The sequence below is a fragment of the Arthrobacter sp. MSA 4-2 genome (genome assembly GCF_016405885.1).
Taxonomy (GTDB): Bacteria; Actinomycetota; Actinomycetes; order Actinomycetales; family Micrococcaceae; genus Arthrobacter_D.
This window is the reverse complement of the sequence record NZ_JAEKGC010000006.1, coordinates 194,090-213,841: the sequence shown is the minus strand read 5'-3', so window position 1 is coordinate 213,841 and position 19,752 is coordinate 194,090. Positions and strand designations below refer to the sequence as shown.

Below are 19,752 nucleotides of genomic sequence, written 5' to 3'. Positions count from 1 at the left end.
GCTGCCGCCGACATTTCCCCGCTTTAGATACTGAATTGAGTCATTAAGCATGTCTGAAACCACAGGCAACACCGCTGTCCGCAGCGATCTCCGCAACGTAGCCATCGTGGCCCACGTTGACCACGGAAAAACCACGCTGGTCGATGCCATGCTGAAGCAGACCAACTCCTTCGCCGCCCACGGCGACGTCGCCGACCGCGTCATGGACTCCGGCGACCTCGAGCGCGAAAAGGGGATCACCATCCTCGCGAAGAACACCACGGTGTTCTACAACGGCCCGGCCGCCAAGGGCGAGACCATCACCATCAACGTCATCGACACCCCCGGCCACGCCGACTTCGGCGGTGAGGTCGAGCGCGGCCTCTCCATGGTCGACGGCGTCGTCCTCCTCGTCGATGCGTCCGAGGGCCCGCTGCCCCAGACCCGCTTCGTGCTGCGCAAGGCCCTCGCCGCGAAGCTCCCCGTGATCCTGCTGGTCAACAAGACCGACCGCCCCGACTCCCGCATCGAAGAGGTCGTCAGCGAGTCGATGGACCTGCTCCTGGGTCTTGCCTCCGACCTCGCCGACGAGGTCCCCGACCTTGACCTCGACTCGATCCTCAACGTGCCTGTCGTCTACGCCGCTGCGCGCGCCGGAGCCGCCTCGCTCGAGCAGCCCGCCGACGGCACGACCCCCTCGAACGACAACCTGGAGCCCCTGTTCCAGACCATCATCGAGCACATCCCCGCCCCCCGGTACAACCCGGACGGTGTCCTGCAGGCGCACGTCACCAACCTTGACGCCTCGCCGTTCCTGGGCCGCCTCGCCCTGCTGCGCATCTTCAACGGAACCCTTCGCAAGGGCCAGACCGTTGCCTGGGCCCGCCAGAACGGCGAGCTGAAGACCGTCAAGATCACCGAGCTCCTGGCCACCAAGGCGCTGGACCGCGTGCCGACCGAGTCCGCAGGACCCGGCGAGATCGTCGCCGTCGCCGGCATCGAGGGCATCACCATCGGTGAGACCCTCACCGACGTCGACAACCCCCAGCCGCTGCCGCTGATCACCGTTGACGACCCCGCCATCTCCGTGACCATCGGTATCAACACCTCGCCGCTCGCCGGCAAGGTCAAGGGCGCCAAGGTCACGGCCCGCCAGGTCAAGGACCGCCTGGACAAGGAGCTCATCGGCAACGTGTCGCTGCGCGTCCTGCCCACCGCGCGTCCCGACGCGTGGGAGGTCCAGGGCCGCGGCGAGCTCGCCCTGGCCATCCTGGTCGAGCAGATGCGCCGCGAAGGCTTCGAGCTCACCGTCGGCAAGCCGCAGGTTGTCACCAAGACCATCGACGGCAAGATCCACGAGCCGATGGAGCACATGACCATCGACGTGCCCGAGGAATACCTCGGCGGCGTCACCCAGCTCATGGCCGCCCGCAAGGGACGCATGACGAACATGGCCAACCACGGCACCGGCTGGGTCCGGATGGAATTCATCGTTCCGGCCCGCGGCCTCATCGGCTTCCGCACCCGCTTCCTGACCGACACCCGCGGTGCCGGCATCGCGGCGTCGATCTCGGAGGGCTACGAGCCCTGGGCCGGTGATATCGAGTACCGCACCAACGGGTCGATGATCGCCGACCGCGCCGGCGTCGTGACGCCGTTCGCCATGATCAACCTGCAGGAGCGCGGCTCGTTCTTCGTGCAGCCCACCTCCGAGGTCTATGAGGGCATGATCGTCGGCGAGAACTCCCGCGCCGACGACATGGAGGTCAACATCACGAAGGAGAAGAAGCTCACCAACATGCGTGCGGCATCCTCGGACACCTTCGAGAACCTGACCCCGCCGCGCAACCTCACCCTCGAGGAGTCCCTCGAGTTCGCCCGCGAGGACGAGTGCGTCGAGGTGACCCCCGAATCGATCCGCATCCGCAAGGTGATCCTGGACGCCAACGAGCGCATGCGTGCCTCCCGCTCGCGTGCCCGCGCCTAGGTAAGGGTCCTCCCGGATCATGCCTTACGACGTCGACGCCGGTCCTTCCGTTCCACGGAAGGGCCGGCGTCCGGCGTTTAACACCGCCGGCCCCTCCGGCCCGGCGCTGGCGCGCTGGCGGTCGGTGGCCGGCGCGCTGCTTGGGGGAATGCTGGCGGCGCTGCTCGGGACCGCGCTCCACGCGCAGGTGCTGAGGGTTGGCGAGCTGGCGCTGCCCGTGGGGGCGGCCGCCGCGCTGGTCTTGGCTGGAAGCGTCATCACCTGGTGCGGGCTGTGGGCCCGAAGCATCCTCATCTCGGCGCTCAGCGGCGGAACGGCGTATCTACTTGTCGCCCTGGTCTCACTGAGTACCGAAACCCTGATCCTTACCGGGCTCGAGGGACCGGGCCCGGAACCGGCCGCCGTCTTGGCGGGGAACATCTGGATGTTCGGACTGGCGGCGGCCACCATCGCCGGCATCGCGGTGTGCGGCGCGGCGCTGCGCGGCCACCGCTCCGGTGGAAGCGCTCCGACCGGGAGCTAGTCCGCTGCGCGGTCCAGGTGGTGGGCGAGCAGAATCGAGGTCGCCGTGCCGTCGGGATCGGCTCCGCGGGCCGCGTACTCCTCGAAGATCTCGCGCAGTCGGCCCATCATTTCCGCCCGGTTCGCCGGGTTCAGGCGGATGCCGAGCCGCCAGACGTCGATTTCCGACGGGGCAAGTCCTTCAATCTCCTGGAGGAAGGTTTCAACCAGCACCGGCGCCGCATTGGGCAGCTGGGTACCCCAGGACAGGCCCGTCGCCCGGTACGGAATCTCACGTGCGCCCCGGTTGCCCGTCCGGGGTTCTTCGGCGCGCAGGAATCCGGTGGCCAGGAGCGTCCGCACATGGTGCAGCGCGGTGGCCGGGTTCACCTTGAGGATGCCTGCGATCTCCTTGTTCGTCCGTGCCTTGTGCAGGCAGAGGCGCAGGATCCGCAGGCGGAGGGGCGAACTCAGGGCGCGGGCCCGCGCCTGAATGTCCTCGTCAGTGTGCATGAGGGACATCATACGGTAGCGGAGGCGTGCCATTGGTGAATACCAATGCGTCCGATCTTCCCTTCAGTATTCCGATCAGATTTCAGGGCATCTGGGAGGCGCTGGTGCTCTAGAAATCAGCACCTTCATCTGGTTCACTGGCCGCACCGCTGTCCTCGGTGGACTGCATTAAAGGGGGGAAACCGAAGTGAATTATGTAAGTACCATGGCCGGAGACGCCCTGGCAGCAGTGGTGCTCCTAGGTGCTTCGACGAGTGCGCTGGCCGCGCCGGAACCGGTGGACTTCGTCCCGTTCGATCAGGCGACCGTCGTCAACGAAGCCGATGTCATTCACGCTGATGGCGGCCTGCTAGGCGCTGATGGAACGAATCTCTGCGCCACGAAACCGGAAAGCATTGTCTTCCCCAACGGAACCTACCCCTGCTTTATCGGTTGGGAAGCCACCCCCGGTGCGAGATTTCCCATCAACATGCCGACGTTGATTCCGTTCGACCAGGCCACCGTGGTCGACCCGACTGCCGTGACGATCGTTCCGGGGCGTGTGATCACAGCGGAGGGAATCGATCTGTGCGCGGAGAACCCGGGAAGTATTGTTTTCCCCGATGGCCGCTACCCCTGCTTCATCAACTACGTCCAGATATTCGGCCCCCAGCAGTTCGGCATTTTCCCGGGCCCACAGATAGAGCAGGTACCGGTGGGGGGCGCCGATACCGGGGTGCCGGCCAGCGGCACGGACCCCGCAATCGGGTCCGGCCTGGGTGTGCTGGGTGCGGCCGTGCTCGCGGCCGGCGCGGTGGTTGGCCTGCTAGCCCGCCGCCGCCATGACGGACAGGCCTGACCGGCACCTGCGCCCGCAGTCTTCGCCCGGTCACGGGGTCGCCGTGGGATGGTCAGCGCGGTCGGGCCTCCCTCCGGGGAGGCGCAGGCGGAACGGGTTTCGCGGCGGTCACGTCGCTCAGGGGTACGACGGCGTCGCCGCGCCGGGTGCGGACGGTGCACGATTCGTCGTCGAGCGCGATCAGATCGCCGAGGGCATCGGTCAGCTGCCCGTCGATCCGGTACCGGACAACCACCCGGGTTCCCTGCGCGAGGGACTGGAGCAGGCGGACCGGAGCTGTCATTCCTTCAGCGTATCCGGACCGGCCGGCTCCAGGGACAGGAGCAGGGGCCGGCGCACGGGAGGCGAACTGGGTAGGAGCGGGGGAGCGCAGGTGGAGAAGCTCAGGCGGCGTGCCTTCCGGGGCGGGCCGCCTGCTGGATCCGGGCACTCCCGGTCGCCCCGGACTGGGTAAGCTGGAGGAAGCACCAAGGGTGTGCCCGCAGTAAACAGTCTCAAGGAAAGGCGTGGGAAGTGACCTACGTAATCGCGCAGCCATGCGTGGATGTCAAGGACAAGGCCTGCATTGAAGAATGCCCGGTGGACTGTATTTACGAAGGTGAACGCTCCCTCTACATCCACCCGGACGAGTGCGTCGACTGCGGCGCGTGCGAACCGGTGTGCCCGGTCGAGGCCATCTATTACGAGGACGACACCCCGGAGCAGTGGGCCGAGTACTACAAGGCCAACGTCGAATTCTTCGACGACCTCGGCTCTCCGGGCGGTGCCGCCAAGGTCGGGAACACCGGCACGGACCACCCGATCATCGCCGCCCTCCCTCCGCAGAACCAGCCCGCATGACCGCTGGGGGGCCGACGCGCGCCTTCGGGCTGAGCCTTCCCGACTACCCGTGGGAGGCGCTGGCCCCCTATATCCAGACGGCGTCGACGCATCCCGGGGGCGTGGTTAATCTCTCCATCGGCACCCCGGTCGACCCGACGCCCGAGCTTATCCGCACCGCCCTCGCCGGTGCCGCGGATGCCCCGGGGTACCCCACCACCCACGGAACGGCGGCGCTGCGGGAGGCGATCAGCGCCTGGTTCGAACGGCGGCGCGGTGTCCCCGGCCTGGATCCGGATGACATTCTGCCGACCGTCGGTTCGAAGGAGCTCGTCGCGTGGCTGCCGACCCTGCTCGGGCTGGGCCCGGGCGACGTCGTCGTGCGGCCCACGGTGGCGTACCCGACCTATGACGTCGGGGCGCTGCTCGCCGGAGCCACGCCAGTGGCCGCGGATTCGCTGGCCGCACTGCCCGCGGAGGTCCGCCGGCGGGTCCGGCTGGTCTGGGTGAACAGCCCGGGCAACCCCACCGGATCGGTGCTGCCCGTCGAGGGGCTGAAGGACATCGTCGACGACGCCCGCTCCCTGGGCGCCGTCACGGCCTCCGATGAGTGCTACGCCGAGCTTGGCTGGGGCGACTGGGACAGCGCCCGGGGCGGGCAGCCCGTGCCGAGCGTCCTGGATCCGCGGGTCTCCGGGGGCAGCAATGACCTGCTGCTCGCCGTGTATTCGCTGTCCAAGCAGTCGAACCTCGCCGGCTACCGGGCCGCCTTCGTGGCCGGTGACGGCAGGATTGTGGCCAATCTCATCAACTCGCGCAAGCACGCCGGCATGATCGTCCCGTTCCCGGTGCAGGAGGCCATGCGGGCCGCCCTGGCCGACGACGCGCACGTCCAGCAGCAGAAGGACCTTTACCGCTCCCGCCGGGCCCGGCTCCTGCCGGCGCTCGAGTCCTTCGGCTTCACGGTGTCCGGCTCCGAGGCGGGCCTGTACCTGTGGGCCACCGACGGTAAGGACACCTGGGAGGCGCTCACCCGGTTCGCGGAGCGGGGCATCGTGGTCGGACCGGGCACCTTCTACGGGGAGGCGGGCCATGGATTCGTGCGGGTGGCACTCACCGGCACGGACGAGCGGATCGACGCCGCCGTCGAAAGGCTCCGCGGCGCACTGTAAAGCCGAACCTCTGTTGCCACCGTCACACCACGCGATGGAGGATTAGTGCAGAGGGCGGTCATACCGGTACCGTTTCAGACTGAATAGGCCAACGCGGTGTGGATTTTTCCCTCCTTCGTTGTGATGGTTCCACTCCAGCTCCTGAAGGAGAGTCAATGACCGAGCAGAACGGTGCCTCGCTGCACTTCAACGGCAGTGAACTCAGCCTGCCCACGATGGCTGCGGCTGAGGGCAACCACGGCTTCGACATCTCGAAGCTGCTGAAGCAGACCGGGCACGTCACCTTCGACCCGGGCTTCATGAACACCGCCGCGACAACGTCGGCGATCACCTACATCGACGGCGATGCGGGCATCCTGCGCTACCGGGGATACCCGATCGAGCAGCTGGCAGAGAACTCGACCTTCCTCGAAGTGTCCTACCTGCTGATCTACGGCAACCTGCCCACCCCGGAGGAGCTTTCGGCGTTCGACGGCCGGATCCGCCGCCACACGCTGCTGCACGAGGAGCTCAAGGGCTTCTTCGGCGGCTTCCCCCGCGACGCCCACCCGATGCCGGTCCTCTCCTCGGCCGTGTCGGCGCTGTCAACCTTCTACCAGGACTCGCTTGACCCGTTCGACGACGAGCAGGTGGAGCTCTCGACCTTCCGCCTGATGGCGAAGCTCCCGGTGATCGCCGCCTACGCCCACAAGAAGTCAATCGGCCAGCCCATGCTGTACCCGGACAACTCGATGAACCTCGTCGAGAACTTCCTGCGCCTGTCCTTCGGGCTCCCGGCCGAGCCGTACGACGTCGACCCGATGGTGGCCAAGGCCCTCGACCTGCTCCTGATCCTGCACGCGGACCACGAGCAAAACTGCTCGACCTCCACGGTGCGCCTGGTGGGAAGCTCCAACGCCAACATGTTTGCCTCGGTTTCGGCCGGGATCAACGCCCTGTTCGGTCCGCTGCACGGCGGCGCGAACGAGGCCGTGCTGAACATGCTCCGCGACATTCAGGCCAAGGGCATGCAGCCCGAGGACTTCATGGAGAAGGTCAAGAACAAAGAAGACGGCGTCAAGCTCATGGGCTTCGGGCACCGCGTCTACAAGAACTACGACCCCCGCGCGAAGATCGTCAAGGCCACGGCCCACGACATCCTCACCAAGCTCGGCGGCAACGACGAGCTGCTCGACATCGCGATGCGTCTCGAGGAGAAGGCCCTGGCAGATGACTACTTCATCGAGCGCAAGCTGTATCCGAACGTGGACTTCTACACCGGCCTGATCTATAAGGCGATGGGCTTCCCCGAGAAGATGTTCACCGTGCTCTTCGCCATCGGGCGCCTCCCGGGCTGGATCGCCCAATGGCGCGAAATGATGCAGGACCCGCAGACGAAGATCGGCCGGCCCCGCCAGCTGTACACGGGCTCACCGGAGCGCAACTACCCCGTGCGCTAGCCGCGCGGCCGGACCGCTCAGAACGAAGGCGGCCACCCACCTGTCGGTGGGTGGCCGCCTTCGTCTGTTCTTGTTTCGGTTCAGAAATGCTGGTCAGCCGTTGTAACCCTGCGGGTTGTTCTTCTGCCAGCGCCAGTGGTCCTCGCACATGGTGTCGAGGTTCCGGTGCGCCGACCAGCCGAGGTCGGCCATTGCGGCCGAAGGGTCGGCGTAGCTCACGGCGGCGTCTCCGGGCCGGCGCGGGGCGAACTCGTAGGGGATTTCGCGCCCCGAGGCCTTCGAGAAGGCTTCGAGCACCTCGAGGACCGAGGAGCCCTTCCCGGTGCCCAGGTTCCACCGGTACACCCCGCGGTGCTCGGTCAGGTACTTGAGCGCGGCAAGGTGCCCGGCCGCGAGGTCGACGACGTGGATGTAGTCGCGCACCCCGGTGCCGTCGGGCGTGGGGTAGTCGTTGCCGAACACCCGCACCTTCTCCCGCCGGCCCACTGCCACCTGCGCCACGAACGGCAGCAGGTTGTTGGGGATCCCGGTGGGGTCCTCGCCGATCAGCCCCGACTCGTGCGCGCCGACCGGGTTGAAGTAGCGGAGCAGGGCAATGTTCCAGCGGCCGTCGGCGGCGCCGAGGTCGGAGAGGATGTCCTCGATCTGTTCCTTGGTCCGCCCGTACGGGTTCACCGCGTCCAGGGGCATCTTCTCGATCAGGGGGACCTGCTCGGATGCGCCGTAGACGGTGGCCGAGGAACTGAAGACGAGCGTCCGGACGTCGTAGGAGTCCATGACCCGCAGGAGGTTCAGGGTGCCGCCCACATTGTTGTGATAGTACGTCAGCGGCTTCTCCACCGATTCTCCGACGGCCTTCAACCCGGCGAAGTGGATCACCGCCTCGACCGCTTCCTCCGCGAAAACGGCCCGCAGGGCCGGCTCGTCGAGCAGGTCCACTTTGTGGAACCGCAGGGGCAGTCCGGCCAGCTTCTGGACGCGCTGCAGGGACGTCTCCGTCGAGTTCGAGAGGTTGTCGATCACGACAACCTCGTGGCCGGCCTCGAGCAGGGCAAGGACGGTGTGCGAGCCGATATATCCGCTTCCACCGGTAACGAGAATCTTCATGCCTCCACTCTAGTTTGCCCGCGGGCCGAAGCAGGAAAGCGGGGCGCCCGGTGCGGTTGAAGACTCTGGAGCGGCGGGGAAGTCAGGTCTACTCTTGGAGCAGCACATCGGTCGAAGGAGGCCCATGACGCACCAGCCGTCCCAGCGCGGCGGACGCTTCAGCGTCGATACCTCGGAGGTCCTGCTCGTAGCGCTGTACCTCCGCGACTGCTCAGGACTGCGCGGGATCGGCCAGCCCTGCCTCCCGCCGGTCCGCCCCGCCGTCCGTGCATCAACGTTGGGCCGGCCGGTCGAGGACGCCGGTGGAACCGAGACGCTGCGGGTCGAGTGGGAGGCCTGGTGGCACCGCCTGGTCAGCGGGGACCTTGCCGGCGCGTCGCTGCCGATCCCGCCCGAGTTTGAGGAGCTCGACGGCATGGCGGCCCTGCAGCGGGTTGCCCAGGCGCACTTCGGCTCCGCCATCGAGTGGGCGGAGGAACGCCGGGCGGAGTACGCCCTGCACGCCGGCGCCCGGGGAGAGCGGCTCGAAGCCCTGCTGGAAGTCCTCGTGCAGGAGCGCGAACTCGAGCTGGGACGCAGCGCCCGGCGCTTCGCCCTCGACGTCGTCGAGTTGCCGCTGGGCGCGCAGCGGGCCTGGTGGGTGGAGCCGGACCGGCTGCTGATGTGCCAGGACCTGGGCGCGGACGAGGGAGCCCTGCGCAGCTATGTCGAGCCGGTCATCAAGATGCTTGCGTAGACCGCAGGGTCCCGCTCAGGAGGCCGGATCGCCGGCGACGGTGATGGTGAGGTTTCCCGCCTCGGTGGGGGAGGGGCTCCACTCGCCCGACGCGCGGGTCCACACCTGCCCGGCGAAGGAGACCTCCGTGATGGACAGGGCATCGGCCGTCGCCACGGCCCAGGATGCGGTGGTCCAGCCCCCGGGCTCGGTGGCCGGCACCACCAGGGCATTGCCGTCCGCCACACCGCCGAGGGGGCCGAAGATCCGCTCTGCGGCCGCGGCTACGGCGGCCGGATCGCCCGGGGCAGAGGCCTTGCGGAGCACGCACGTCAGGGCGGCCGGGGACTGTCCGGTCAGCGCGGAGGCGAAGGCCCGTCCCTCCGGTTCGTGGTCGGCATAGGCGGTGGGGTAGGCGCTGCGCTGGACCCGCTGCGCGGCGTCGGTGATGGGCAGCGTTTCGTAGCCCGGGATGCGCACCAGCGCGTCGTAGAACGCGCCCGCCGCGTACAGGGGATCCATCACCTGCGCCTCGGTGCCCCAGCCCTGGGAGGGCCGCTGCTGGAAGAGCCCACGCGAATCGGGCCCGGCGTCGTCGCCGTAGTCGATGTTCTCAAGCCGGGACTCCTGCACGGCGGTGGCAATCGCGATCGAGGCCGCCCGCGCCGGGAGGCCGCGGACCACGGCGACCCCGGCGATCAGGGCGGCGTTCTGCGCCTGCACCGGGGTGAGGTCATAACTGTCCGAGCCCACGGTGGCGGTGCACCGTTCGGTGCGGAGGACCTCCGGGGGCTCAAGCTGCGCGGCCGCGGCCCACACGCCTCCGCCCACGACGGCGAGCAGCACGGCGGCTCCGATTCTCCGACGCCGGAGGACTGCCCGCGAGGGGCTGGTGGCAGGCATGCTCTCTTAGTTGGCGTGCAGCGCGGCGTTGAGGGCGATGCCCTCGCCGCGGCGGGGGCGGGCTTCAACGACGCCGGTGGTCGAGTTGCGGAGGTAGAGGATCCCCGGTTCCCCTGACAGGGCCGCAGCCTTCGTGGTGCTGCCGTCGGGGAGGGTGACCTTCGTGCCGGCCGTCAGGTAGAGCCCGGCCTCCACCACGCAGTCGTCGCCCAGCGAGATGCCCACACCGGCCTGGGCGCCGAGCAGGCAGCGCTCGCCGATGGTGATCCTCTGGGTGCCGCCGCCGGAGAGCGTCCCCATGATCGAGGCTCCGCCGCCGATGTCGGAGCCGTTGCCGACGACGACGCCGGCGGAGATCCGGCCCTCAACCATCGAGGTGCCGAGGGTGCCCGCATTGAAGTTCACGAAGCCCTCGTGCATGACCGTCGTGCCTTCCGCGAGGTAGGCTCCCAGCCGCACCCGGTCGGCGTCGGCGATGCGCACTCCCGTGGGCACCACGTAGTCGACCATGCGCGGGAACTTGTCGACGGACAGGACGCTCACCGGGCCGCGGACCCGCAGGGCCAGGCGCACGCCCTCGAAGTCTGCGGCGGCGCATGGCCCGTGGTTCGTCCAGACGACGTTGGCCAGGAGCCCGAAGATTCCGTCGAGGTTGATGCTGTTCGGGGTGACCAGCCGGTGTGAGAGCAGGTGCAGGCGCAGGTACGCGTCGACGGCGTCGGCGGGCGGGGCGTCAAGGTCGATCGAGGGGGAGACCAGCGCGCTCGTTGTCCGGCGCACCGGATCGGCGCCCGCCACGGCGAGGGCCTCGAGTTCGCTCCGCAGGGCCCGGTCGGATCCCTGCTCCTGGACCTCCCCGAGCCGGGGGGCCGGGAACCACGCCTCGAGCACGCTGCCGTCGGCGGCGAGGGTGGCGAGGCCAAGGCCGAAAGCGGTCCGTGCGCCGGGCGCGGGCGTGGAGGGATGATCTTCGCTCTGGGTCATGGGCAGAAGTCTACCGAGGGATAGGGTGGGAAAATGACTCAGCCCAGCCTGCGGCGCCTCGATCTCGGCGTCGATGTTGCCCAATTGACAGCAGATCTCGTTGACATCTACAGCGTCTCCGGTGAGGAACGCGCCATCGCCGACGCGCTCGAGGAGGCCCTGCGGGGCCTTGCCCACCTCGAGGTGGTGCGGGACGGCGACGCGCTGATCGCGCGCACCTCCCTGGGCCGCAGCGAGCGGGTGATCCTGGCCGGGCACCTCGACACGGTGCCCCTGCCCACCGCTGCGGGCGCGCGGGCGACGGTCCCGGGCGAGTGGGACGGCGAGGTGCTCTACGGCCGGGGGACGACTGATATGAAGGGCGGCGTCGCGGTCCAGCTTGCGCTGGCCGCCGCGCTGACGGACCCGGTCCGCGACGTCACCTATGTCTTCTACGACCACGAGGAGGTCGAGGCCTCGCTCAGCGGCCTGGGCCGGCTGGCCGAGCACTACCCTGAATGGCTGAGCGCCGATTTCGCCGTGCTCCTCGAACCCACTGCGGGCACCGTGGAGGGCGGATGCAACGGCACGGCCCGTTTCAACGTCACCACGACGGGCAAGGCCGCCCACTCGGCCCGCGCCTGGCGCGGCGAGAACGCCATCCATAAGGCCGCCGAGGTGCTCGTGCGGCTGCGGGAGCACCAGCCGGCGACGGTGCCGGTGGACGGGCTTGACTACCGCGAGAGCCTTAACGCGGTGCTGATCAGCGGTGGCACCGCCGGCAACGTCATTCCGGACCGCACCGTCATCGAGGTGAACTACCGCTTCGCCCCGGATAAGAGCCCGGACGAGGCCGAACAGTATGTCCGGCGGGTGCTTGAGGGCTTCGAGATCGAGCGGACCGACGCCGCGGCCGGTGCGCGGCCGGGGCTGCAGCACCCCGCCGCGGCGAGCTTCGTGGCGGCGGTCGGGGCTGAGCCGAAGCCCAAGTACGGGTGGACGGACGTTGCGCGCTTCAGCGAACTGGGCATCCCGGCGGTCAACTTCGGGCCCGGCGACGCCCTGCTGGCCCACAGCGACGACGAGCACCTGCATGCCGGCGAGGTGCGCGAGTGCCTGCGGGTGTTGACCACCTGGCTCTCCGACTGACAGGAAAGGGCCCCGGTCAGCTGAGCTGACCGGGGCCCTTTTGTGGAGGGTGCCGACGTCGTCCGGGCAGACGCCCGGTGCGACTCAGCGGGAGAGGGTGCCCTCGGGCTCCGCTGCGGCGATCCCATCGAGGGTTTCATCACGTGCCCTGCCCTTGCTCCGGAAGCTCAGCAGTGTGGAGAGCTTCGTGGCGAGGGAGGACAGCGCGAAGTTGATGACAATGAAGATCACGGCGGCGATAAGGAGGGACTGCAGGAGGTTGCCCTCGCCGACCCCGAGGCGCCGGGCGTTCTGCAGCAGCTCCGGGAAGCCGATGATGTAGCCAAGGGCCGAGTCCTTCAGGATGACGACGAACTGGCTCACCAGCGCCGGCAGCATGGCGATGAGCGCCTGGGGCACCTCGATGGTGCGCAGGGACTGCATCTGGGTCATGCCGATCGCAAGGCCCGCCTCGCGCTGGCCCTTGGGCAGACCCTGCACGCCCGAACGGATCAGCTCCGCGATGACCGAGCCGTTGTAGAGGGTCAGGGCGATGACGACGGCCCAGAAGGGCGCGTCCTCGACGAGGTTGGAGCGTCCGAGGGCCAGCCACAGGAAGATCATCATGAGCAGGACCGGCACGGCCCGGAAGAACTCCACAATGAGCCCGGCGAACCAGCGGATGGGCTTCACATGGGAGAGCCGGCCGAGGCCGAAGATCAGCCCGAACAGGACCGAGGTCACCACGGCGATGGCCGCCGCCCGCAGGGTGCTCAGCAGGCCCGGAAGCAGGAAGAACTCCCAGGTGCGCCCCTCGAGGAAGGGCGTCCACTTGCCGGCCGCAAGCTGTCCCTTGCCGCCCAGCAGGAACACCACATAAGCGATGAGCCCGGCGATGAGCAGGGCCCCGATGATGTTCAAGATGAGGATATTGCGCCGCGACTTGGGGCCGGGGGCGTCGAACAGGACGTTCTGGGCGCTCATCGGGCCACCGCCAATCTCCTGGAGGCCCAGGTTGTGAGGAGCCCGACCGGGATCACGAGGATCACGAAGCCGATGGCGAACGTGAAGAAGATCGGGATGACCAGGTCGCCGCGGAACTCGATCATGGTCTTCATCAGGCTTGAGGCCTCGGCGGCGACCGAACCGGCCGCGGCCACCGTCGAATTCTTGATCAGGGCGATCAGGACGTTGCCCAGCGGGGCGATGGCCCCGCGGAAGGCCTGCGGCAGGATGATCAGGCGGGCCGCCGGGAGGAAGCTGAGCCCGATCGCGCGGGCGGCTTCGGCCTGTCCGAGCGGCACCGTGTTCACGCCGCTGCGGATCGCCTCACAGACGAAGGCCGCGTGGTAGATCGTCAGGCCGAGGATGGCCAGACGGAAAAAGTTAAGGTTGAAGTCGTCCGTCAGGGACACCTGGAGCTGCCCGAAAAGCCCGAGCACCCCGAAGGCGATGATGATCGTCAGCGGGGTGTTGCGGAAGATGTTGACGTACGCAGCGCCCAGCCACTGAAGGCTGGGGATCGGGGAGATTCTCATGAGCGCCAGCAGGGTGCCGAGCACCAGGGACCACACGGCGGCCCAGAAGGTCAGCTGGATGTTCACCCAGAAGGCCGCCGGGACGTTGTAGGTCTCGAAGAGCGTCAGGAAGTTATCCACGGTTCACCTCATTCATTGGGGGGACATGCATTGGTGGGACGGCCGGGATCGGCCGCCCCACCAAGACAGGAGGTGATCAGGCGCAGGGCTCGGGCTCCGGCGGGTTCAGTTCCTCATTGAAACTGTAGTCCGCACCCTCGGTGTTCTTGGTGATCGCCTCTTCCCAGGCGCCTTCCTCGATCATCTTGGCGATCGCCGCGTTGATGTCCTCGCAGCGGTCGCTGTCCTTGGGCAGGCCGACGCCGTAGCGCTCTTCGGAGAAGGGGTTGCCGACGACCTTGAACTGGCCGGCGTTGGTCTCCTGGGCGGCGAGGCCGGCCAGGATGATGTCGTCGGTGGTGACGGCGTCGATCTGGCCGCCGCCCATCACGCTGACGCACTCGGCGTAACCGGGCTGCTCGACCAGGTTCACGCCCGGGTACTGGTCCTTGATCTTCTGCGCGGAGGTGGAACCGGTGACCGAGCACAGGTTCTTGCCCTCGAGGTCCTCGGGGCCGGCGATGTCGCTGTCCTTGGGCACCAGGAGGTCCTGGCCTGCAACGAAGTACGGGCCTGCGAAGGAGACGGTCTGCTTGCGCTCGTCGGTGATGGAGTAGGTCGCGAAGATCATGTCGACGTCATTGTTCGAGAGCAGGTTCTCGCGGTTGGCTGACGGGGCTTCCTTCCACTCGATCTGGTCTTCCGAGAAGCCGAGTTCATTCGCGACGTACTTGGCGACGTCGACGTCGAAGCCCGAGTAGGAGCCGCCCTCGTCGAAGCCCAGGCCCGGCTGGTCGAACTTGATGCCGATCGTGATGGTTTCGCCGCCGCCTTCCTCGCCGCCGCCGCCACCGCCGCCGCCTTCATTGCCGCCTCCGCCACCACAGGCGGTGAGGGTGAGTGCTGCTGCCGCTGCCATAGCGGCTGCATAACGGGTCTTTCGCATGATTTCTCCTTGCGTTGCGGCCTCGAAGGCCTTGAGGTGCGGTACGGGCAGGTCGTTGAACTCAGTGGGCGAGGATTTTGCCAAGGAAGTCCTTGGCCCGCTCGCTCTTGGGGTTGGTGAAGAACTCTTCGGGAGTCGCCTGCTCGACGATCTGACCGTCGGCCATGAAGATGACCCGGTCGGCGGCCTTGCGGGCAAAGCCCATCTCGTGGGTCACAACGATCATCGTCATTCCCTCCTTGGCGAGGGCAACCATCGCGTCGAGGACCTCGTTGATCATTTCGGGGTCCAGGGCCGAGGTCGGTTCGTCGAACAGCATCACCTTGGGCTTCATTGCCAGCGCCCGGGCGATCGCCACGCGCTGCTGCTGGCCGCCGGAGAGCTGGGCCGGCAGCTTGTCGGCCTGGTTGTCGACGCCCACGCGCTTGAGCAGCGACATGGCCAGCTCCTTCGCTTCGCCGCCCTTCATGCCCTTGACCTTGATCGGCCCAAGGGTCACATTTTCAAGGATGGACTTGTGCGCGAAGAGGTTGAAGGACTGGAAGACCATTCCGACGTCGGCGCGGAGCCGTGCCAGCGCCTTGCCCTCGGCGGGCAGCACCTTGCCGTCGACCTGGATCTCGCCGTCGTCGATGGTCTCCAGGCGGTTGATCGCCCGGCACAGCGTCGACTTTCCGGAACCGGACGGGCCGATCACGACGACGACCTCGCCGCGGGCCACCTCCAGGTCGATGTCCTTGAGGACGTGCAGGGGACCGTAGTGCTTGTTGACCTTCCTCAGGGAGACCAGAGGGTGCGCAGAAGACGCGGACGTGGACGGCTGCGGTTCGCTTGTCATGGAGAAGAATCTAGCGAACGAATGCCCTCTGGCAATACAAGCGCGCCCAAAAGGGGGAATTGTGATTCAAGAGCAACCAAAGCCCCAACGGCGGGCCGGACGGTTAGCCTAGGAGCATGCCTCACCTGAACCGCGACTCCGACGCCGACGCCAGCACCCCCTCCCGCCAGGTGCCTTCACGGGCCACCGGGGGAGAGCCACGACGACGCGGCTCGGTCGAGCTGCGCCGGGGGCAGGCGGCCGAGCCGCAGTCCGACAGCTTCCTCCTGGACGCCGATGAAGAGCCGACGTTCACCAAGACGGATCCGTGGCGGGTGCTGCGGATCCAGAGCGAATTCGTCGAAGGTTTCGGCACCCTCTCCGAACTCGGCCCCGCGATCAGCGTCTTCGGATCGGCGCGGACGCCGCGGGACTCGCGCTTCTACGCCGTGGGCGAGGAGGTGGGCCGGCGGCTCGTCGGGGCCGGGTACGCCGTGATCACCGGTGGCGGCCCGGGTGCCATGGAGGCCGCCAACAAGGGCGCCTGCGAGGCCGGCGGCATGTCGGTGGGGCTGGGGATCGAGCTTCCCTTCGAACAGGGAATGAACGAGTGGGTCGACCTCGGCATCAACTTCCGGTATTTCTTCGCCCGCAAGACCATGTTCGTGAAGTACGCGCGGGGCTTCGTGGTGCTGCCCGGCGGTTTCGGCACCCTCGATGAGCTCTTCGAAGCCATGACCCTGGTGCAGACCCGCAAGGTCACCTCGTTCCCCATCGTGCTGATCGGTATCGACTACTGGACTCCGCTGTGGGACTGGGTGAGGAACACCCTGCTTGCCGAGGGCATGATCGCCGAAGCGGATCTGGGCCTGGTGCACCTCGTCGACACCGCCGAGGAAGCCGTCAATTTCGTCATTGCCGACACCAAGACCCACACCGCGCCCTAAGGCGGGACCATAACCGCTGCCGGAGGGCTTTCTGGCACGATGGCACTGTGAGTATCTTCCTCGTTCTCGTCGCGGTGGCCCTGCTGGCCGGCACTGCAGCCGCGGCCTGGCGGCTCCCGCAGGGGCGCACCGCGCTGCGCCGGTCCGCGCGCCCCGGCTGGGTGCTTCCGGGTCTTGCCGTCCAGCTCCCGGTGCTGCCGCCGATCCTGCTCCCGGACACACCGGCCGCCGAGGATGTCACCGCGATCCGGTTCGGACGGGCCCTGCGGGGCTACCGCACCGACCAGGTGCATGAGGTCCTGAACTCCCTCGCCGGGGCGCTCGCGGAGCGGGATGCCCAGATCGAGGCCCTGCGCCGGAGCGCTCAGGGTTCCGGCGGCCACGGCGGGGCGCAGCCGTGACGCCGGCCGCCGCCGGGTCCGACGGGAAACTGCGCTGCGGGTGGTCGGTCTCCAGCGCCGAGTACGAGCGCTACCACGACGAGGAGTGGGGCCGGCCGGTCCACGGCGAGGCCGCCCTGTTCGAGCGCCTCAGCCTCGAGGCCTTCCAGTCGGGGCTGAGCTGGATCACCATCCTGCGCAAGCGCCCCGCCTTCCGTGAGGCCTTCGCCGGCTTCGAGCCGTCCCGGGTCGCGGCCTTCGACGATGAGGACATCGCCCGGCTGCTCGCCGACGCCGGGATCGTGCGCAACCGGGCCAAGATCCTGGCGACCATCGCCAACGCCCGGGCGCTGGCGGCCCTGCCGCCGGGGGTGAGCCTCGCCGGTCTGCTCGAGGCGCACCAGCCGGCCCCGCGCCCGGCGCCCGTGGAGCTGCAGGACGTTCCCGCGATCACCGCCGAGTCGACGGCGCTCGCGAAGGCCCTCCGCGGCCATGGCTTCCGGTTCGTCGGGCCCACCACGGCCTATGCCATGATGCAGGCCACCGGCTATGTGAACGACCATCTCGCCTCCTGCTGGGTGCGCGCGGAAACCGCCGCCGGTGGGCCGGACGGCGCGTCGGCGCCGGTGCCGTGACGCGCCAGGGACTGCAGGGAGGCACGCGCGGGGCACTGCTCCGGTGGCCCTGGCCGGTGCAGGTCCTTCTGGTGTTCGCCGCCGCCCGTGCCGTCTCCGCGGTCCTGCTCACCGCCGCGGCCTCCCGCCAGTCGGCCAGCCCCTGGGGGCCGGCCTTCCCTACCTACCTTTCCTTCGTCGAATTCTGGGACAGCGGCTGGTACCGGCGGATCCATGACGAGGGATATCCCGAGGTTCTGCCGCGCGCCGAGGACGGGTCCGTGCTCCAGAACCAGTGGGCGTTCTATCCCCTCTTCCCGGCACTGGTCCGGTTGCTCTCTTTCCTGACCGGAGGCGGCTGGAATGTCCTGGCCCCGGCCGTGGCCACCGCCTGCGGCTTCGCCGCCGCCCTGGTGCTCTACCGGCTCTTCCGCCTGGCCGCCGCCCACCGGGAGGCGGTGTGGGGGGTGGCGTTCGTGGCGTTCCTGCCGGTGGCGCCGATCCTCCAGGTTCCGTACGCCGAGTCGCTCCATCTGCTCCTGCTGGCGCTGGCGCTGTATCTGGTGGCGACCGGACGCTACCTCGGCGCGGTGCCGGTGGTCCTGGCGATGGGCCTGGCCCGGCCGGCGGGGGTCCCTTTCGCGGTGCTCGTCTTTGCCCTGCTGGTCCGGGCGGCGGTCCGGTATGGGCGGAGGCCGGCCGGCCCGTCCCCGGAAGAGCCCTCCGGTCCGGCGGTGGCCCGGCTCGCGGTGCTGACCCTGGCCGCGGGCGCCGCGGCGCTTCTCTGGCCCACCACCGCATGGGCGGTGACCGGGCGGATCGACGCCTATCTGGAGACCGAGACGGCCTGGCGGGGATCACACCTGGCACCCTTCCTGCCCTGGCTGCAGGCCGGGACGAACCTGCTCGGGCCGGTCGGTGGGCCGGTGGCGGTGCTGGCCGCCGCGGCCGGGTGCGTCCTGCTGCTGCGGCTGGAGCCGGTGCGGCGCCTCGGGCGGGTGCCCGTCTGGTGGTGCGCCTCCTACCTGCTGTACCTGGCGGCGTTCTGGAATCCCCAGACCAGCACCTACCGCATCCTGCTGCCGCTGTTCCCCCTCGCGCTGGCCGCCGTCTTCGCCGTGCGGTCCACGCCGGCCCGGTGTGCCGTCCTCGCGGTGTCGGTGCTGCTGCAGGCCGTCTGGATCGCCCTGCTGTGGATGTGGAACCCCTCCGGGGGCACCAGCGACTTTCCCCCCTGAGGGCGCGACACTGTGATCCGCACCGCACTGAATTAGTCCCTGCGCGCGATTGTGCTGGATAATGTTTGGTGATGACGTGTATCGGCGCGCTTCTCTCTTAGGGGGTGCGTTCCGCGCACACCGCTTACCGACGCGCGGCCCTCATCCGGCAGCGCACTGTTGAAAGGGACACTCCTTATGGCTGCCATGAAACCGCGAACCGGCGACGGACCGATGGAAGTCACCAAGGAGGGGCGCAGCCTCATCATGCGGGTCCCGATCGACGGTGGGGGACGGCTCGTTGTCGAGCTCAACGCGGAGGAAGCCGGAAAGCTTAAGGACTGCCTGCTCACCGTCACCGGCTGAGCCCGCCGCGCCGCGTCGGGCCGCCCGGCCAGCCCGGTCAGGCCCGACGGCCAGCCCGGTCAGGCCCGACGGATTGGCCGCGTCAGGCCTGGCGTTTCACGGCGAGCAGCAGGCCCGAGCCCGTCGGCAGCAGCGCCGACAGGAGCTTCTCGTGCTCCCGAACGGTCCTGCCGACCTGGCGCAGCGTATTGGTTGAGGCCTCGCGTACCGCCGGTTCGGCCACACGGTCCGCGTCGAGGGCGTCATTGACGATGAGCATTCCGCCGGGCTTCAGCAGCCGGATGGCCTGGTCCACGTACAGGGGAAGATTCGGCTTGTCGGCGTCGATGAACACGAGGTCGTAGGCGGCGTCGGTCAGCCGGGGGAGCACATCGGCTGCGCGCCCAGAGATGGTGCGCGTGCGGTTGGCGGGGATTCCCGCCTCCGCGTAGGCCTCACGGGCGGTGCGCAGATGGTCGACGTCGGAGTCGATGGTGGTCAGCACGGCGCTGCGGCCGAGCCCGCGCAGCAGGCACACGCCCGAGACCCCAGCGCCCGCGCCGACCTCCACGGCCGTCTGCGCCTTGGAGCCCGCGGCAAGCACTGTCAGCGCTGCTCCCACGCCGGGGGACACGGGGGTCACGCCGAGCTCGTGGGATCGGTCCCGGGCACGCAGGAGGACGTCGTCCTCCTCCGGAAGCCCTTCGGTGTAGGACCAGCTGCTCTGCTTATCCGCGGCCATCGGTGTCCGTTCTGTCGGTGTTTTCTGGTTCGGGTCCCCACCC

Annotated in this window: 23 protein-coding genes; 13 read left to right on the top strand and 10 right to left on the bottom strand. The window is 68.5% G+C overall.

The window, feature by feature from the left end:
- Positions 1–49: 49 nt before the first annotated feature.
- Both typA and I6N91_RS08855 read left to right on the top strand, forming a co-directional pair.
- Positions 50–1,966: a translational GTPase TypA gene (gene typA, locus I6N91_RS08860; protein WP_198812202.1), complete on the top strand. Its 1,917-nt coding sequence runs from the start codon at positions 50–52 to the stop codon at positions 1,964–1,966.
- A 19-nt stretch (positions 1,967–1,985) separates the two neighbouring features.
- On the top strand, positions 1,986–2,489 hold the full coding sequence (locus I6N91_RS08855) for a hypothetical protein (RefSeq protein ID WP_198812201.1): 504 nt from the start codon (positions 1,986–1,988) through the stop codon (positions 2,487–2,489).
- Here the strand turns inward: I6N91_RS08855 and I6N91_RS08850 are convergent.
- Complete coding sequence (locus I6N91_RS08850) at positions 2,486–2,980, bottom strand: helix-turn-helix domain-containing protein (protein WP_198812200.1); 495 nt, start codon at positions 2,978–2,980, stop codon at positions 2,486–2,488. The genes I6N91_RS08855 and I6N91_RS08850 overlap by 4 nt on opposite strands.
- Before the next feature lie 205 nt (positions 2,981–3,185).
- On the opposite strand from I6N91_RS08850, the gene I6N91_RS08845 reads away from it, so the two are divergent.
- Positions 3,186–3,818, top strand: a complete 633-nt coding sequence (locus I6N91_RS08845; RefSeq protein WP_198812199.1) for a hypothetical protein — start codon at positions 3,186–3,188, stop codon at positions 3,816–3,818.
- A 52-nt stretch (positions 3,819–3,870) separates the two neighbouring features.
- Here the strand turns inward: I6N91_RS08845 and I6N91_RS08840 are convergent, their stop codons facing one another.
- Positions 3,871–4,101, bottom strand: a complete 231-nt coding sequence (locus tag I6N91_RS08840) for a hypothetical protein (RefSeq protein ID WP_198812198.1) — start codon at positions 4,099–4,101, stop codon at positions 3,871–3,873.
- Between the two features lie 230 nt (positions 4,102–4,331).
- Between I6N91_RS08840 and fdxA the strand changes: the two genes are divergently transcribed.
- The 3 genes from fdxA (at position 4,332) to I6N91_RS08825 (ending at position 7,248) form a co-directional block, all read left to right on the top strand.
- Positions 4,332–4,658 (top strand): ferredoxin, encoded by a 327-nt coding sequence (fdxA, locus tag I6N91_RS08835; RefSeq protein WP_159617946.1) that lies wholly within the window; start codon positions 4,332–4,334, stop codon positions 4,656–4,658.
- Complete coding sequence (gene dapC / locus I6N91_RS08830) at positions 4,655–5,809, top strand: succinyldiaminopimelate transaminase (RefSeq protein ID WP_198812197.1); 1,155 nt, start codon at positions 4,655–4,657, stop codon at positions 5,807–5,809. Before fdxA ends, dapC begins: the two co-directional genes overlap by 4 nt.
- A 155-nt stretch (positions 5,810–5,964) precedes the next feature.
- On the top strand, positions 5,965–7,248 hold the full coding sequence (locus I6N91_RS08825; protein WP_198812196.1) for a citrate synthase: 1,284 nt from the start codon (positions 5,965–5,967) through the stop codon (positions 7,246–7,248).
- A 93-nt stretch (positions 7,249–7,341) separates the two neighbouring features.
- On the opposite strand, the gene galE is transcribed toward I6N91_RS08825, so the two are convergent.
- Positions 7,342–8,355: a UDP-glucose 4-epimerase GalE gene (gene galE / locus I6N91_RS08820; RefSeq protein WP_198812195.1), complete on the bottom strand. Its 1,014-nt coding sequence runs from the start codon at positions 8,353–8,355 to the stop codon at positions 7,342–7,344.
- A gap of 124 nt (positions 8,356–8,479) precedes the next feature.
- Between galE and I6N91_RS08815 the strand changes: the two genes are divergently transcribed.
- On the top strand, positions 8,480–9,091 hold the full coding sequence (locus I6N91_RS08815) for a hypothetical protein (RefSeq protein ID WP_198812194.1): 612 nt from the start codon (positions 8,480–8,482) through the stop codon (positions 9,089–9,091).
- A 15-nt stretch (positions 9,092–9,106) separates the two neighbouring features.
- Here the strand turns inward: I6N91_RS08815 and I6N91_RS08810 are convergent, their stop codons facing one another.
- The gene (locus I6N91_RS08810; protein ID WP_198812193.1) at positions 9,107–9,973 is read right to left on the bottom strand and encodes a hypothetical protein; all 867 of its coding nucleotides are present in this window, start codon (positions 9,971–9,973) and stop codon (positions 9,107–9,109) included.
- Between the two features lie 6 nt (positions 9,974–9,979).
- On the bottom strand, positions 9,980–10,957 hold the full coding sequence (gene dapD / locus I6N91_RS08805) for a 2,3,4,5-tetrahydropyridine-2,6-dicarboxylate N-succinyltransferase (protein ID WP_198812192.1): 978 nt from the start codon (positions 10,955–10,957) through the stop codon (positions 9,980–9,982).
- A gap of 33 nt (positions 10,958–10,990) precedes the next feature.
- Between dapD and dapE the strand changes: the two genes are divergently transcribed.
- Positions 10,991–12,085, top strand: a complete 1,095-nt coding sequence (gene dapE, locus I6N91_RS08800; RefSeq protein WP_198812191.1) for a succinyl-diaminopimelate desuccinylase — start codon at positions 10,991–10,993, stop codon at positions 12,083–12,085.
- Positions 12,086–12,169: 84 nt separating this feature from the next.
- Here the strand turns inward: dapE and I6N91_RS08795 are convergent, their stop codons facing one another.
- From I6N91_RS08795 to I6N91_RS08780, 4 genes are all read right to left on the bottom strand, one after another.
- Complete coding sequence (locus I6N91_RS08795; RefSeq protein WP_198812190.1) at positions 12,170–13,048, bottom strand: amino acid ABC transporter permease; 879 nt, start codon at positions 13,046–13,048, stop codon at positions 12,170–12,172.
- A complete protein-coding gene (locus I6N91_RS08790; protein WP_120165007.1) occupies positions 13,045–13,722 on the bottom strand; it encodes an amino acid ABC transporter permease in 678 nt (225 codons plus the stop codon). Before I6N91_RS08790 ends, I6N91_RS08795 begins: the two co-directional genes overlap by 4 nt.
- A 76-nt stretch (positions 13,723–13,798) precedes the next feature.
- Entirely contained in the window at positions 13,799–14,647 is an 849-nt protein-coding gene (locus I6N91_RS08785) for a glutamate ABC transporter substrate-binding protein (protein ID WP_198812253.1), read from the bottom strand.
- A gap of 61 nt (positions 14,648–14,708) precedes the next feature.
- Positions 14,709–15,485 (bottom strand): amino acid ABC transporter ATP-binding protein, encoded by a 777-nt coding sequence (locus I6N91_RS08780; protein ID WP_374058932.1) that lies wholly within the window; start codon positions 15,483–15,485, stop codon positions 14,709–14,711.
- Positions 15,486–15,601: 116 nt separating this feature from the next.
- Between I6N91_RS08780 and I6N91_RS08775 the strand changes: the two genes are divergently transcribed.
- From I6N91_RS08775 to I6N91_RS08755, 5 genes are all read left to right on the top strand, one after another.
- Positions 15,602–16,411 carry a TIGR00730 family Rossman fold protein gene (locus tag I6N91_RS08775; protein WP_198812189.1) on the top strand — a complete coding sequence of 270 codons (810 nt, stop codon included), beginning with the start codon at positions 15,602–15,604 and terminating at the stop codon, positions 16,409–16,411.
- 47 nt (positions 16,412–16,458) lie between these two features.
- A complete protein-coding gene (locus I6N91_RS08770; protein ID WP_307843295.1) occupies positions 16,459–16,812 on the top strand; it encodes a DivIVA domain-containing protein in 354 nt (117 codons plus the stop codon).
- A complete protein-coding gene (locus I6N91_RS08765; protein ID WP_198812188.1) occupies positions 16,809–17,426 on the top strand; it encodes a DNA-3-methyladenine glycosylase I in 618 nt (205 codons plus the stop codon). The genes I6N91_RS08770 and I6N91_RS08765 overlap by 4 nt, the downstream gene beginning before the upstream one ends.
- Complete coding sequence (locus I6N91_RS08760) at positions 17,423–18,643, top strand: hypothetical protein (RefSeq protein ID WP_307843294.1); 1,221 nt, start codon at positions 17,423–17,425, stop codon at positions 18,641–18,643. The genes I6N91_RS08765 and I6N91_RS08760 overlap by 4 nt, the downstream gene beginning before the upstream one ends.
- Before the next feature lie 177 nt (positions 18,644–18,820).
- Positions 18,821–18,988 (top strand): DUF3117 domain-containing protein, encoded by a 168-nt coding sequence (locus I6N91_RS08755; RefSeq protein ID WP_081737717.1) that lies wholly within the window; start codon positions 18,821–18,823, stop codon positions 18,986–18,988.
- An 82-nt stretch (positions 18,989–19,070) separates the two neighbouring features.
- On the opposite strand, the gene I6N91_RS08750 is transcribed toward I6N91_RS08755, so the two are convergent.
- Positions 19,071–19,709, bottom strand: a complete 639-nt coding sequence (locus I6N91_RS08750) for an O-methyltransferase (RefSeq protein WP_133405096.1) — start codon at positions 19,707–19,709, stop codon at positions 19,071–19,073.
- Positions 19,710–19,752: the final 43 nt, after the last annotated feature.